General features: G+C 63.3%; 13 protein-coding genes and 1 tRNA gene. 6 read left to right on the forward strand and 8 right to left on the reverse strand.

Annotated elements, in window-relative coordinates:
* Nucleotides 1-38 precede the first annotated feature (38 nt).
* A complete protein-coding gene (carA, locus tag AC2FLM_RS16680) occupies nt 39-1,205 on the reverse strand; it encodes a glutamine-hydrolyzing carbamoyl-phosphate synthase small subunit (RefSeq protein WP_234166903.1) in 1,167 nt (388 codons plus the stop codon).
* A 188-nt stretch (nt 1,206-1,393) separates the two neighbouring features.
* Here carA and AC2FLM_RS16685 point away from each other — a divergent pair, with 188 nt between their 5' ends.
* On the forward strand, nt 1,394-1,873 hold the full coding sequence (locus AC2FLM_RS16685) for a GatB/YqeY domain-containing protein (protein WP_234137856.1): 480 nt from the start codon (nt 1,394-1,396) through the stop codon (nt 1,871-1,873).
* 48 nt (nt 1,874-1,921) lie between these two features.
* Here the strand turns inward: AC2FLM_RS16685 and AC2FLM_RS16690 are convergent, their stop codons facing one another.
* From AC2FLM_RS16690 to AC2FLM_RS16710, 5 genes are all read right to left on the reverse strand, one after another.
* The gene (locus AC2FLM_RS16690) at nt 1,922-2,674 is read right to left on the reverse strand and encodes a prephenate dehydrogenase/arogenate dehydrogenase family protein (protein ID WP_496859200.1); all 753 of its coding nucleotides are present in this window, start codon (nt 2,672-2,674) and stop codon (nt 1,922-1,924) included.
* A 188-nt stretch (nt 2,675-2,862) separates the two neighbouring features.
* The gene (locus AC2FLM_RS16695) at nt 2,863-3,339 is read right to left on the reverse strand and encodes a DUF2244 domain-containing protein (RefSeq protein ID WP_234184042.1); all 477 of its coding nucleotides are present in this window, start codon (nt 3,337-3,339) and stop codon (nt 2,863-2,865) included.
* A gap of 59 nt (nt 3,340-3,398) precedes the next feature.
* Nucleotides 3,399-4,313: a glycosyltransferase family protein gene (locus AC2FLM_RS16700; protein WP_496859201.1), complete on the reverse strand. Its 915-nt coding sequence runs from the start codon at nt 4,311-4,313 to the stop codon at nt 3,399-3,401.
* Between the two features lie 210 nt (nt 4,314-4,523).
* On the reverse strand, nt 4,524-6,182 hold the full coding sequence (gene ctaD, locus AC2FLM_RS16705; RefSeq protein WP_234137860.1) for a cytochrome c oxidase subunit I: 1,659 nt from the start codon (nt 6,180-6,182) through the stop codon (nt 4,524-4,526).
* A gap of 170 nt (nt 6,183-6,352) precedes the next feature.
* On the reverse strand, nt 6,353-6,895 hold the full coding sequence (locus tag AC2FLM_RS16710; RefSeq protein ID WP_496859202.1) for a MarR family winged helix-turn-helix transcriptional regulator: 543 nt from the start codon (nt 6,893-6,895) through the stop codon (nt 6,353-6,355).
* Nucleotides 6,896-6,984: 89 nt separating this feature from the next.
* Between AC2FLM_RS16710 and AC2FLM_RS16715 the strand changes: the two genes are divergently transcribed.
* From AC2FLM_RS16715 to AC2FLM_RS16730, 4 genes are all read left to right on the forward strand, one after another.
* The gene (locus AC2FLM_RS16715; RefSeq protein ID WP_496859203.1) at nt 6,985-7,746 is read left to right on the forward strand and encodes a hypothetical protein; all 762 of its coding nucleotides are present in this window, start codon (nt 6,985-6,987) and stop codon (nt 7,744-7,746) included.
* Nucleotides 7,747-7,860: 114 nt separating this feature from the next.
* Complete coding sequence (locus AC2FLM_RS16720) at nt 7,861-8,283, forward strand: HIT family protein (protein WP_496859204.1); 423 nt, start codon at nt 7,861-7,863, stop codon at nt 8,281-8,283.
* A 79-nt stretch (nt 8,284-8,362) separates the two neighbouring features.
* Complete coding sequence (locus AC2FLM_RS16725) at nt 8,363-9,313, forward strand: cation diffusion facilitator family transporter (RefSeq protein ID WP_496859205.1); 951 nt, start codon at nt 8,363-8,365, stop codon at nt 9,311-9,313.
* A gap of 387 nt (nt 9,314-9,700) precedes the next feature.
* Complete coding sequence (locus AC2FLM_RS16730) at nt 9,701-11,329, forward strand: bifunctional helix-turn-helix transcriptional regulator/alpha/beta hydrolase (protein ID WP_496859206.1); 1,629 nt, start codon at nt 9,701-9,703, stop codon at nt 11,327-11,329.
* Between the two features lie 5 nt (nt 11,330-11,334).
* On the opposite strand, the gene lipB is transcribed toward AC2FLM_RS16730, so the two are convergent.
* Both lipB and AC2FLM_RS16740 read right to left on the reverse strand, forming a co-directional pair.
* On the reverse strand, nt 11,335-11,985 hold the full coding sequence (gene lipB / locus AC2FLM_RS16735; RefSeq protein WP_496859207.1) for a lipoyl(octanoyl) transferase LipB: 651 nt from the start codon (nt 11,983-11,985) through the stop codon (nt 11,335-11,337).
* 57 nt (nt 11,986-12,042) lie between these two features.
* Nucleotides 12,043-12,702, reverse strand: coding sequence for a DsbA family oxidoreductase (locus AC2FLM_RS16740; RefSeq protein ID WP_496859208.1), 660 nt, complete (start codon nt 12,700-12,702; stop codon nt 12,043-12,045).
* A gap of 141 nt (nt 12,703-12,843) precedes the next feature.
* Between AC2FLM_RS16740 and AC2FLM_RS16745 the strand changes: the two genes are divergently transcribed.
* Nucleotides 12,844-12,930, forward strand: a tRNA-Leu gene (locus AC2FLM_RS16745).
* The last annotated feature ends 33 nt before the right edge of the window (nt 12,931-12,963 follow it).

The raw sequence follows: 12,963 nt of genomic DNA on the forward strand, positions 1-12,963 counted from the left end.
ATGGCAGACAAAACCGGCTGAGATTGCAGGTTTTTTTGTCAGGCATCGGCCTTTTGTGCGTCCATCGCTTCGGCAAAGCGTTCGAACAGATAGAAACTGTCCTGCGGGCCGGGGCTGGCCTCGGGGTGATACTGCACCGAGAAGACGGGCCGCTCGGTCATGCGGATGCCGCAGTTGGAACCATCGAACAGCGAGCGATGGGTTTCCACCACGCCCTCGGGCAGGCTCTGCGCATCGACGGCAAAGCCGTGGTTCATCGAGGTGATCTCGACCTTGCCGGTTTCCAGGTCCTTGACCGGGTGGTTGGCGCCGTGATGGCCGTGGTTCATCTTGACGGTGCGGCCGCCAAGCGCCAGCGCCAGCATCTGGTGGCCCAGGCAGATGCCAAAGACGGGCAGGGCGGTGGTGTCGAGAATCTCGCGGATCATCGGCACCGCATATTCACCGGTCGCCGCCGGGTCGCCGGGGCCGTTCGACAGGAACACGCCGTCGGGCGCATGCGCCAGCACCTCGGCCGCGGTGGCGGTGGCGGGCAGCACGGTCACGTCACAGCCTGCCGAGGCGAGGCAGCGCAGGATGTTGCGCTTGGCACCATAGTCAATGGCAACCACCTTGTGCTTGGGCGCCTCCTGCCGGACATAACCCTCGGGCCAGGCCCAGCGCATCTCGTCCCAGCGATAGGATTGCGCGCAGGTCACGTCCTTGGCCAGGTCCATGCCTTCGAGTCCGGCAAAGCCGCGCGCGGCGGCGACCAGCGCCGCAAGGTCGAACTTGCCATCGGGGTCATGGGCCAAGGCCACATGCGGTGCGCCCTGCTGGCGAATGGCGCGGGTCAGGCGACGGGTATCGACACCGCCGATGGCGATCCGGCCGCGCCGGGCCAGCCAGCCCTTGAGCTCTTCGGCAGCGCGCCAGTTGGACGGTTGCGTCGGGTCCCATTTCACCACCATGCCGGCGGCCACCGGGTCGGCGGTCTCGTCATCCTCGGGGGTGACACCCACATTGCCGATATGGGGAAAGGTGAAGGTCACGATCTGACCCGCATAGGACGGGTCGGTCATGATTTCCTGATAGCCGGTCATCGCGGTGTTAAAACACAACTCGGCCACGGTCTGGCCGGTGGCGCCGAAGCCTGTGCCGTAAAACACTGTTCCATCGGCCAGAACCAGGCATGCGGTGGGCTTGGACAGGGGGTTCTGGGCCATGGCGCGACTCTCTATCTCTGGGTAAATCGGCGCATACCTAAGGGTCTTGTGGCCCTGGGTCAACCCTGATCAATTTTTACGCTTTTGTTGTTTTTCAATGGGTTAGCTTTATATCACCCCGGTTGTGCCGTGCTTTTTCTTTCGCTATGTTCGGGAACTTGAACAATGTCAGGGGATGGGCAGTTCTGATGGATATGCGGGCACGTGTGAATACCGCGCTGAAACAGGCGATGAAGGACAAGGCCGCCGAACGGCTGTCGACCCTGCGCCTGATCAATGCGGCGATCAAGGATCGTGATATCGCGGTGCGTGGCAGCGGCGATGAAGAGGCCGCCTGTTGCGGCGATGCCGAGGTTCTGGCCATTCTGGGCAAGATGACCAAGCAGCGCCAGGAAAGCGCGCGCGCCTATGAAGAGGGCGGGCGACTGGACCTGGCCGAGCGCGAGCGTCAGGAAATCGCGGTGATCGAGGAGTTCCTGCCCAAGCAGCTGGACGAGGACGAGGTCGAGAACGCCGTGCGCGCGGCGATCACGGCCACCGGTGCCGGGTCGATCCGTGACATGGGCAAGGTGATGGGCGAGTTGAAGGCGCGCTATACCGGCCAGATGGATTTCGGCAAGGTCGGCCCGATGGTCAAGGATCAGCTCTGCGCCGCCGGCAATTGCTGATCCGACCCTGAGACGACCGATTGAAAGGGCCGCATGTGCGGGCCTTTTCTAGTTTCGACCGGCATAGGCGCGGTCCAGCCCTGCGATAAGGTTCAGAAACTCCTGGCGCACGCCGGAGGCAAAGGGATTGGCGCTTTCGATGGCGTCCAGAACGCCGGGCGGGTCGTGGCGCACCATCTCGACCGCCTGTTTCAGCAGGTCGAAGCTGGCGGTGGTCATGCGGTCGGGCAAGGGTCCCATCCGGTTCAGTGTCTGGGCAATCAGATGGGTCAACCCCTGTACAGTGGCGGCCTCGCGGTCATGTGCCTCGGGCGTGGTCAGGATCACCCGCAGCCCCAGCCGTGCCCGCAGAAAGGCAGCCACCGGCAGATGCGCCTGCCCCCGCAAGGGACAAAGCGCGATCTTGTGCCCGGCGATGCCGTGCCGCGCGCTTTGCGGGCCGAACAGGGGATGGGTGCCGATCAGCGCAACATGGCCGGGCAAATGCGCCTGCATGATCTCCGCCGGGGTCATCTTGACCGAGCCCACATCGGCCACCACCGCGCCGGGACGCAGATGCGGGGTGATGGCGCGGCAGGCCTCGGCCATGCCCGCGACGGGCATCGCCAGGATCACCAAGTCGCACCCTGCCGTCTCGATCAATGATGCGGCCTGCGAACCGTTGGGCAGGTTGACGCCATGGGGCAGGGCGGGATCGTGGATCAGGCAGGGCAGATGCGGTGTCAGGTGCTGAACGATCAGCCGCCCAAAGGCGCCGAAGCCGAAGAGGCCGACCGAGGTGAAGGTAAGGTGACAGGACATGACAGGCTCCGAAGGGGCCGCGATGCCGGGTCGTAAGGTCATGGAAGAGGATGTTCGGACCGCCGGATCGCGGCGGTTGAACAGGAAATGCAGCCGCCGTTATGTGAACGGCGGATAATAGACGGTGCTGATAAAGGCGCGTGTCCGTTGCATGTCGTTTGCCTAGCTTGCTGCGGCGGACCTGTCAATCACCGCGCCAGCATGTCCCGCAGATCGTCGTAAAGCGCGATGCGTTCATCCTCGGACAGAAACGCCCCGATCTCGACCTCGCGCCCGCCACCCTGAAGGGTCACGTAATGGGGCACCGGTCCGCCATGAGCATGCATGGTGGCGCGGGCCCAATAGCGGTTGCAGTCCCATTCCTGCACCGCCCCGCGCGGGTTGTGGCGAACCAGATGCGCGCGTTCGGGGTCGAGCGTCAGTATCTCGAGGATGCGGCGCTGGCGATAGTTCATCTCGATGGCCAGCCACAGCCCGGCAACCGCCAGCAAAAGAAACGGCAACAACCCCCACAACAGTGGCGACCCCAGTACCGCGATCAGCGGAAGCGCCCCAAGCGCAAAGATCGACAGCACCAAGGCGGCCGCCCCGCGCGGCGGCAACGAGTTGTGCGGCCACAGATGCAGCTCTTGCAGGGTATCGGTGCGTTTCCAGTCATAGGGCATGGCGCTTAGGTATCACGACCGCCGCCGCCGTCCATAGCCCGCGTTGCCGCAGCTACGGTTCAATCGAGGAGTTCGACCTGATGATATTGCAGCAGGTCCAATGCCTCCATACGCGCACGCAGGTCCTCGGACAGCACGCTGACCCGGTCGTAGAAGCCCGATAGCAGTTCCAGCAGGTCCTGTTCGCTGGGATTCTCCAGCGCCGCCGCCTCGGGTGCCACATAGGGCAGGATGTCGTAATTGCCGGTGCGCAGGTTGTAAGAGCTGTCGCGCATCTTGTTCAGGGTCCGGTTCACCCAAAGCTCGCGGTTCTCGCAATGCATATGCGCGATCCAGGCGTTGTCCATCTCGAAGATCGCGTTTTCGATCTCGGGCGACGGGGGGCGGGGAAAGTGGATGCCATGGCCCCAGCCCTCCAGCCCCGCGCGCAGGATCGACTTGCCCTGGTAATGTCCGAACAACCCGTTGCGAAAAACCTGGAGGTCTTCGCCATAGACATGCAGCCGGGCGCGGAATTTCAGATGACGGACCGAGCGGCGAAAGGGCATCGGCCCGTCATGTTCCTCGGGCGGGGTCATCGGTTCCAGCGTGCCCAGATGTGCAGTCTGGTGGCAGGGCGGGACCGCAGCCAGTAGCGTGCCAAGCGGCCCCCCCCGCGTCACCATCAACTCGTCGGCATCGAAATGGGCCTGCCAGTCGGTGAGGCAGCGGTCATAGGCGACGCGACCGTTGAGCAATTGCCGCCGCTCGACATAGGGCGGGCGCCGGCGGTTCAAGCCCTTCCAATAGTCGGGGCCGCAGCGCTGGGCAATTACTCCGGGCTGGTTGGCGAAGGTATCAAAGGCGGGATCGTCGGGATCGTCAAAGAAGAGATGCACATAACTGGCGCCCGCGCCCAGATTGTGATCGACAAACCGGCGCAGGATGTGAACGGGTTCCCTGACCATGGAGAAGACGCTCCAGGTCGCTTTCATGTTCTGCCTCAAAACTTGTTCTATTTTTCGACAAAGTCTCCACAAATCCTGCTGCATGTACAGCTTGCGGTTTTAGACCGGCGTCGGTGCCGTGCTCGGCGTTGAGATTTTGCAACGCCTGCCGGCAAGGGCGATGGGAGGGGGAGAGAAAATGAAAAGGCCCCCGGGCGGATGCGCCGGGGGCCTTTCTGGAGTCTCTGGCTCAGGCGCTTAGTGCGCGTGGCCCTTGTCCCAGTCTTCCTGCTTGGGCAGGGTCTCGAACGTATGTTCCGGCGGCGGGGTGGGCAGGGTCCACTCCAGCGTATCGGCATATTCGTTCCAGTAGTTGTTGCGGCTTTCGCGGGCGCCGCGGAACAGCGCATAGAACACGATGCCGAAGAACAGCAGGAACGAGGCGAACGAGATGAACGCGCCATAGGACGAGATCTTGTTCCAATAGGCAAAGGCTTCCGGATAGTCGATGTAGCGACGCGGCATGCCCTGACGGCCCAGGAAGTGCTGGGGGAAGAAGGTCAGGTTGGCGCCGATGAAGAACATCCAGAAGTGGATCTTGCCCCAGAACTCGGAATATTGGCGGCCCGTCATCTTGGCAAAGTAGAAATACATGCCGGCAAAGATGGCGAACACGGCCCCCAGGCTCATCACATAGTGGAAGTGGGCAACCACGTAATAGGTGTCGTGATAGGCCCGGTCGACCGAGGCCTGGCTGAGCACCACGCCGGTCACACCGCCGACGGTGAACAGGAACAGGAAGCCGAAGGCGAACAGCATCGGCGTCTTGAACTCGATCGAGCCGCCCCACATGGTGGCGATCCAGCTGAACACCTTCACACCGGTGGGCACCGCGATGACCATGGTGGCCAGCATGAAATAGGCCTGCTGGTTGAGGCTCATGCCGACGGTGTACATGTGGTGCGCCCAGACGACAAAACCCAGAACACCGATCGCGATGATCGCCCAGACCATCGGCAGATAGCCGAAGACGGGCTTGCGCGCGAAGGTGGCGATCACGTGGCTGATGATGCCGAAGCCGGGCAGGATCACGATGTACACTTCCGGGTGGCCGAAGAACCACAGGATGTGCTGGTACAGGATCGGGTCGCCGCCACCTGCCGGATCAAAGAAGGTGAAGCCGAAGTTGCGGTCCATCAGCAGCATGGTGATGGCGCCGGCCAGAACCGGCAGCGACAGCAGGATCAGCCACGAGGTCACGAAGATCGACCACGAGAACAGCGGCACCTTGAAGAGCGTCATGCCCGGGGCGCGCATGTTCAGGAAGGTGGTGATCATGTTGATCGCACCCAGGATCGAGGAGGCGCCCGACAGGTGCACGGCGAAAATCGCCAGATCCATCGACATGCCGCCTTCGGTGGTCGACAGCGGCGGGTACAGAACCCAGCCCACGCCCGAGCCCAGCTGGTCGTTGCCACCCGGCGTCAGCATCGAGGCCACACCCAGCGAGGTACCGGCGACATAGAGCCAGAAGCTGAGGTTGTTCATACGCGGGAACGCCATGTCCGGCGCACCGATCTGCAGCGGCATGAAGAAGTTGCCGAAACCGCCGAACAGGGCCGGAATGACGACAAAGAACATCATCAGGACGCCGTGATAGGTGATCATCACGTTCCACAGATGGCCGTTCGGCGTGCAGGGATCGGCCATGAAGCCTTCCAGACACATGTACTGAACGCCCGGCTCCATCAGTTCGAGCCGCATGTAGACGGTCATCAGCACCGAGATCAGACCGGCCAGCGCCGAAAAGATCAGGTACAGGATCCCGATATCCTTGTGGTTGGTCGACATGAACCAGCGGGTAAAGAAGCCGCGATTGTCCTCATGCCCGTGACCATGAATGGCTGCGTCTGCCATTTAGGTGCCTCCTTGCAGATTTCTACGCACAGCCGAAACGCTCCGGGCCGCGCGGATTCCTTGCGGTTTTAGAATGTGAGGCAGGCCGCATCAATGGCGGAGTTTGATCTGGATCAAGATAAATGGCCGCACCCCTCTTGAACCGGGGCGGCAAAAACCGAGGATGCGGCTCAGGCAGGCACCTGCTCGTGGCAGATTTGCTGCGCTTCGTCAGGCAGAAGCGGCGCCTTCAGAAGGTTGCAGAAGCCGCTGGAACCGGTGGCTCGGTAATGGGTGCAGCTCTGGCAAACCCCAAAGGACCGCCCCTGGTTGGCCACCAGCATGGCCGACAAGACGGCGCTCAACCGGTGTCGCAACACCGACGTGTCATCCTTGTCGAGCCTTTCGATGGCACGGGTCAGCGCAGTGTCCCGGCCCGCTGCCTCTTGCCCCTTGGGGGTCGGGGTGTAGCTGATCGAACGCTTGTCGGCCTCGGACCGGCTCTCCTCCAGATACCCCTTGCGCAGCAAGACCTTGAGCGTTTGCGACATGGTACCCCGCGTGGTGCCCAGATAGGCGGCCACATGGGAGGGCGCGCGCGAGAAACGGTTGGCGCGCGACAGATAGTCCAGCGCGGCCAGTTGCACGGGGTTGAGGTCGTCCTCCCAGGTCTCGGCCGCATCAAGACGGGCGAGACGGGTGACAAGCGCGCGGATCTGCTCGGTCTCGGTCATGAGGTGTTTGTAGCGACTCGCTATGAGTATTGCAATGATGTGGGCCATATGATAGCGAATCGCTATTAAATATCATTCAGGAGACCGACATGCTCAGACGCTTGCTTCTTTTCGTTGTCTTGCCATTCGTCGCGGGTGCCGGCCTGGCCGGGGGCACTCATGCCGTCGAGAAGGAGGGGGCGGTGCTGTCTGCCGCCGATGCATCGCGGGTGGCCGCCTTTGACATCCTTGCGGCCCATGCCCATCGCGAGGGCCGTCTGGTGACCTTTCACATGACCACCAACGGCACCGCCGGTGCCGAGCTGCCCGAACCCGTCGGAACGCTGGGCGCGGCGCCGGTGCTGTCCTATGTCTGGCCCACCTCGCTGGACCCCGCGACGGTCGGGTTCGAGGGCGGCACCGGCATTCTGGCGCTGGCCGCCACCAGCCACCCGGATTTTGACGACACGCCGCTGTTTGACGAGGATGGCGACGGCGACCCGGCCAATGACGGAACGCTTTGGCACAGCCACTGGGTGGTGCTGACCCCGACGGAGGCCTGCGGAGCCGGGGCGCTTGGTGTGCGCGACATCCCCGAGGGTGCGACACCGGCGATGCCGCTGACCTGGCCCGGCCTGCCGATATATATCGACAGTCCCGGATATACGCCGCGCTTTGACGGGTCCGAGGTCACGCTGACCGTGCCCTTTGCCGATGCCGATGCCGATGCCGATGCGGTTGCGGGCGCGGCCTATGACGGGGTGACCGCCGCTTTGCGGGTGAACGCAAACATCCATGCGCCGCTGCTATGCGTGACCGATGTGTTCGACATCGCCTCGGGCGATCTGAGCCTGCCGGGCCGGATCGAGTGACACGGCGCGGGGCCACGTCGCCGTGGCTCCGCATCCCCGGACAGAAGACTGTACCGCGCCTTGACCCCGCCCTGCGGCTCGCTCACAACTCTTGCGACGTACAGAACAGGACGGATGACCATGGCCTATGATCCCGACAATATCTTTGCCAAGATCCTCAGGGGCGAGATCCCCTCGACCCGGGTCTATGAGGATGACGACACGCTTGCCTTCATGGATATCATGCCGCGTGCCGACGGGCATCTGCTGGTGATCCCCAAGACACCCTGCCGCAACCTGCTGGATGCCAGCCCCGCGCAACTGGCCGCGGTGATGGCGACGGTGCAAAAGCTGGGCCATGCGGTGATGGCGGCCTTTGGCGCCGAGGGTGTGACCATCCAGCAGTTCAACGAAGCGGCGGGCGGGCAAGAGGTGTTCCACCTGCATTTCCATGTCCTGCCGCGTCACGAAGGGGTGCGCCTGCGCCCGCCGGGCCAGATGGGCGACATGGCGGCAATTGCCGAACAGGCCGAAAAGATTCGCGCCGCCTTGGGCTGAAAAGACGGATCGCCTCTTGAACCTACAGTCGCTGTAGCAATTAGGTGGGAAAGCGAACCGGAATCAGGAACGCTTTCTCATGCCACATGACCATGAGGCCGCATCGGCCCATTCCCACAGCCACGGGCACCACCACCATCATATCGACCCATCCGCCGGTGATGCGCGCATCACCTGGGCCATCGCGGTCAACATGCTGCTCACCCTTGCGCAGGTGGTGGGTGGGATCCTGTCGGGCTCGCTGGCGCTGATCGCCGATGCGCTGCACAATTTCTCGGACGCGGTGGCGCTGATCATCGCCTTTGGCGCCCGCCGCATCGCCCGTCGCCCCGCAGATGCGCGGATGAGCTATGGCTATGGTCGGGCCGAGGTGATCGCGGCACTGATCAACTATACCACCCTGATCGTGCTGGCGCTTTACCTTGTCTACGAGGGGATCATGCGCTTTCTCGACCCGCAGCCCATAGACGGCTGGCTGGTGGTCTGGATTGCCGTGCTGGCGCTGGTCATCGATCTGGTGACGGCGGCGCTGACCTGGTCGATGGCCAAGTCCTCGATGAATATCCGCGCGGCCTTTCTGCACAATCTGGCCGATGCGCTGGGCTCGGTTGCGGTGATCGTGGCAGGCAGCGCGGTGATCTGGTTCGGCTGGACCTGGGTCGACCCGCTGGTGACGCTGATGATCGCGGCCTACATCATGTGGCATGTCCGGGCCGAGATCGGCGCCGCGATCGGGGTGTTGATGCTGGGTACGCCTCCGGGCCACGACCCTGAGGCGGTGGCGCGCGAGATCGAGACCGTTGAGGGCGTGCAATCGCTGCATCACCTGCATCTGTGGAGCCTGCAAGAGAATACCGCCGCGCTCAGCGCGCATCTGGTGATTGCACCCGGCGCCTGGGACCAGGCCGATGCAATCAAGACGCGTGTCAAGGCCTTGCTGGAGGAACGGCACGACATCGCCCATGTCACGCTCGAGATGGAATGCGCCGCTCATGCCTGTTCGCACCCGCAGCGGATCGGCAGCGCCTGACGCGCCCCGGAAAAGAAATTGCCGTCCCGCTTGGGGCGGAACGGCAGAAGCGGTACAATGGGCGCAGATACCGTCATGGGGACAGGCGACGACGCCGGACTTGATCAAAACACCACTCACTCACTGAACGGTAAGACCTGTCTGCCACGAAGATTTTTTCGTCACATGACCCATTTGGGTTATTTTTCGCGGTTGCAGAAGAATTTCGTTTTTTCTCCCTGACCCGTTCGGGTGATTGTCAGCAGTCAAGGTTGTACTAGCTGTATAGTAGGTCAGGGGAGAAGCGCGATCCGGGACGAGTCCACATACCACACGCCGCCAAGCCGCGAGCAGGTCATAACGGCGATTTACGAGACGGTGCTGCGGCCCGACCTCTACGAAGACGTCATGGAGATCTGGGAATCGCATATAAGCGGGATGACCCGCGATGCCGAGCTGGCCGCCGATAGTTTCACAGCTGGGGCGACCGGGGTCGCGGTAGATGCCGAGCTGCAACAGCATTTCCAGCGCGCACATGTCATTCTGGAGCAATTGGGCAGAAAGGCGCCGCAATCCGAGATGGAGCGTCGGGTCGAGGGGGCGCCGGGCCATATCATTTTGGCCGGCCCCGATCGCAAGATTCGCGCGGCCAGTGTCCAGGCGCGCGTGTTGCTGGGCGGGGCTTCGGATCTGACGCAGCTTGCGGCGCATCTTGCCTCGAGCGGCGAACAGATGCTGGATCGTATGGTCCTGGCCGCACGGTCGGGCGATATCAGGATCCCGCCGGTGGTGCTGACCACGGATCTGCGCCCGCGACACCTGATCGCGCGGGTGATCAGCAGCCCCGAGGGGAACGGCCAGGTGATGATCGAGGGGCTCGATTATCAATGGACGCCGGCTGCCGAACGGGTGCTGGTGGTTTCGTTCGGACTTTCACCCGCCGAGATCGAGATCGTGCGCAACCTGATGGAAGGGCGCAGCCTGCGCGAGATTGCGCAGATATCCGGGCGGTCTGAACATACGGTCCGCAATCAGGCGAAATCGGTTCTGGCCAAGACGGGCGCGCCGGGACAGGTGGATCTGATCCGGCTGGTCGCCTTCCTGATTGATCGCGGCAACCAGTTGCGGCTGGGTGGGCATCCCGGCGCAGTCGATCTGAACGACGATGTGCTCGACATGGGCACCGGTTACAGGATGCAACTCTATCAATGCGGCGATCCGGGCGGGCGGCCGGTCCTCTACCTGCACGGCATGCTCGATGGGATGGCGCCGCTGGAATACCTCAAGCACGACTTTGCCCGGCGCGGATTGCGGGTGCTGGCGCCGGTGCGACCGGGCTATGGCCTGTCCGATCCGGTCAAGGGGGTCGAGGCCGGGCTGCGCGCCATGTCCGACCATGCACTGGAGTTGATCGACCGTCTTGCGCTGGGGCGGGTGGCGATCCTGGGACACATGGCCGGGGCTGTGACGGGATATGTTCTGCGCGCGGGCGGCGATCCGCGCCTGGCGGGCATGGTCGCGGTTGCCGCCAGCGGCCCGCTGTTGCGGAGGGCACAGCTCAGCGGCATGGCGCGCCGGCAGCGGATGATGGCGATGACCGCAAGATGGACCCCCGCCCTGTTGCCGTTTTTCGTGCGCGCCGGGATTGCCCTGATCGACAGCGAAGAGGTGCAGCGGTTCATGGACGCGCTCTATCCCCCTGGCAGTCACGAACGCCAGGTTGTCGACCGGCTCGACCTTGCGGCGCTGATGCATGCGGGATACCGGTTCGCGGCGCAGTCAGGCACCGCCGGGTTCGAGGCCGACGCGCTGACGATGGTATCCCCCTGGCAGCGCCTGAGCGACGGCGGCACCTGCCCGGTGATGCATCTGCACGGGGCGCTTGATCCCGTGGTGCCGGTGGACGAGACGGCCCGTTTCGCCGCCAGCATTCCGGGCGCCAGTTTCCACCGGTTCGAGGAGGTGGGGCAGTTCCTGATTTATGAACGCCCCGATGCGGTACTGGATGCGATCGAGGCGATACTGCCCCCGCGCTGAACCGCTCAATCGGTACCGAACACCTGTTCGAAGCTTTGACGCAGGGCCACGTCCACGTCGCCCATGGTCACCGGCAAGCCCAGATCGACCAGCGAAGTCACGCCATATTCGGTGATGCCACAGGGCACGATGCCCGAAAAATGGCTCAGATCAGGTTCCACGTTGATCGAGATACCGTGAAAGCTGACCCATTTGCGCAGGCGGATGCCGATGGCGGCGATCTTGTCCTCGGCGGGCTGACCACTGAGCGTCAGCGGCTTGTCCTCGCGCTTGACCCAGACGCCGACGCGGCCCTCGCGGATTTCACCGCGAATGTTGAACTCGGCCAATGCGGCGATCACCCATTCCTCGAGTTGCTGGACAAAGCGGCGCACGTCATGGCCGCGCTTGCCCACATCGAGCATGACATAGACCACCCTTTGTCCGGGTCCGTGATAGGTATATTGCCCGCCCCGCTTGCTGTCATAGACCGGGAACCGGTCCGGATCGGTCAGGTCTTCGCGCCGGGCCGAGGTACCAGCGGTGTAAAGCGGTGGGTGTTCCAACAGCCAGACGCATTCTTCGGCCTCGCCCGCCGCAATCGCGGCGGCGCGCGCCTCCATAAAGGCCACGGCCTCGTCGTAATCGGTCAGCCCGTCGGTGATCTTCCATTCCATGGCGCTGTCATATCGCGCGGACCCGGGCAGGGGAAGGGGGCAGGGGAAGGGGCGCCGTCAGGCCGCCTCGGCCAGGCACCGCTCTATCACCTGCGCATAGGTTTCGGCGCCCTGGGCGCCGGTCAGCAGGTATTTGCCGCCGAACACCATCGAGGGGACGCCGGAAATGCCATGCTGCGCCCAGAAGCTCTGCTTTTCGCGCACCGGTGCCTGATGTGCGCCCGAAGTCAGCGCCGTTTGCGCGGCCTCCCTGTCCAGCCCAGCCGCCTCTACCGCGTCAAGCAGGACATCAGGGTCCGACACGTCCCGGCCTTGGGTGAAATAGGACGCGAACAGCACCAGTTTCAGCGGATGCTGGCGGCCCTGACCCTCGGCCCAGTCCAGCAGTTGATGCGCCGCAAAGGTGTTCACGATGCGGCTTTCATCGGTGAAGTTGAACGTGAACCCCAACTCGGCCCCGATCGCGGTCAGCCGGGCGCGCGCCTCGGCGCTCTGCTCTGGCGTCGAGCCGTATTTCTCCATGATATGTTCGCGCAGGTTCTGGCCCTCGGGCCCCATCTGCGGGTTCAGTTCGAACGGATGCCAGCGCAGCCGCGCCAGTACACCGGTTGTCGCAAGCGCCTGATCCAGCTGCCGAAACCCGACGATGCACCAGGGGCAGACCACGTCCGAGACGATGTCGATCTGAAGTTCGGGGCGAGGGGACTGACCGGTCATCTGCGGGCTCCTGAGTCTGAGGCGTATCGTGCCATCCGCTAGCACATAGGGCGTCGTTCAAGAAATCAAAGTCATGTGTTTTTGTCTCTTCACATCCCGACAACCCTCGTCTATACGCCGCTCTACCAAGTCACTGGCAGTGCGGTCGTGGCGGAATTGGTAGACGCGCAGCGTTGAGGTCGCTGTGGGGTAACACCCGTGGAAGTTCGAGTCTTCTCGACCGCACCAATCTCAAATCCGGTATCTGTGTCTTTTGTGGCG

The sequence above is a fragment of the Ruegeria sp. SAZD011 genome, assembly GCF_059612545.1.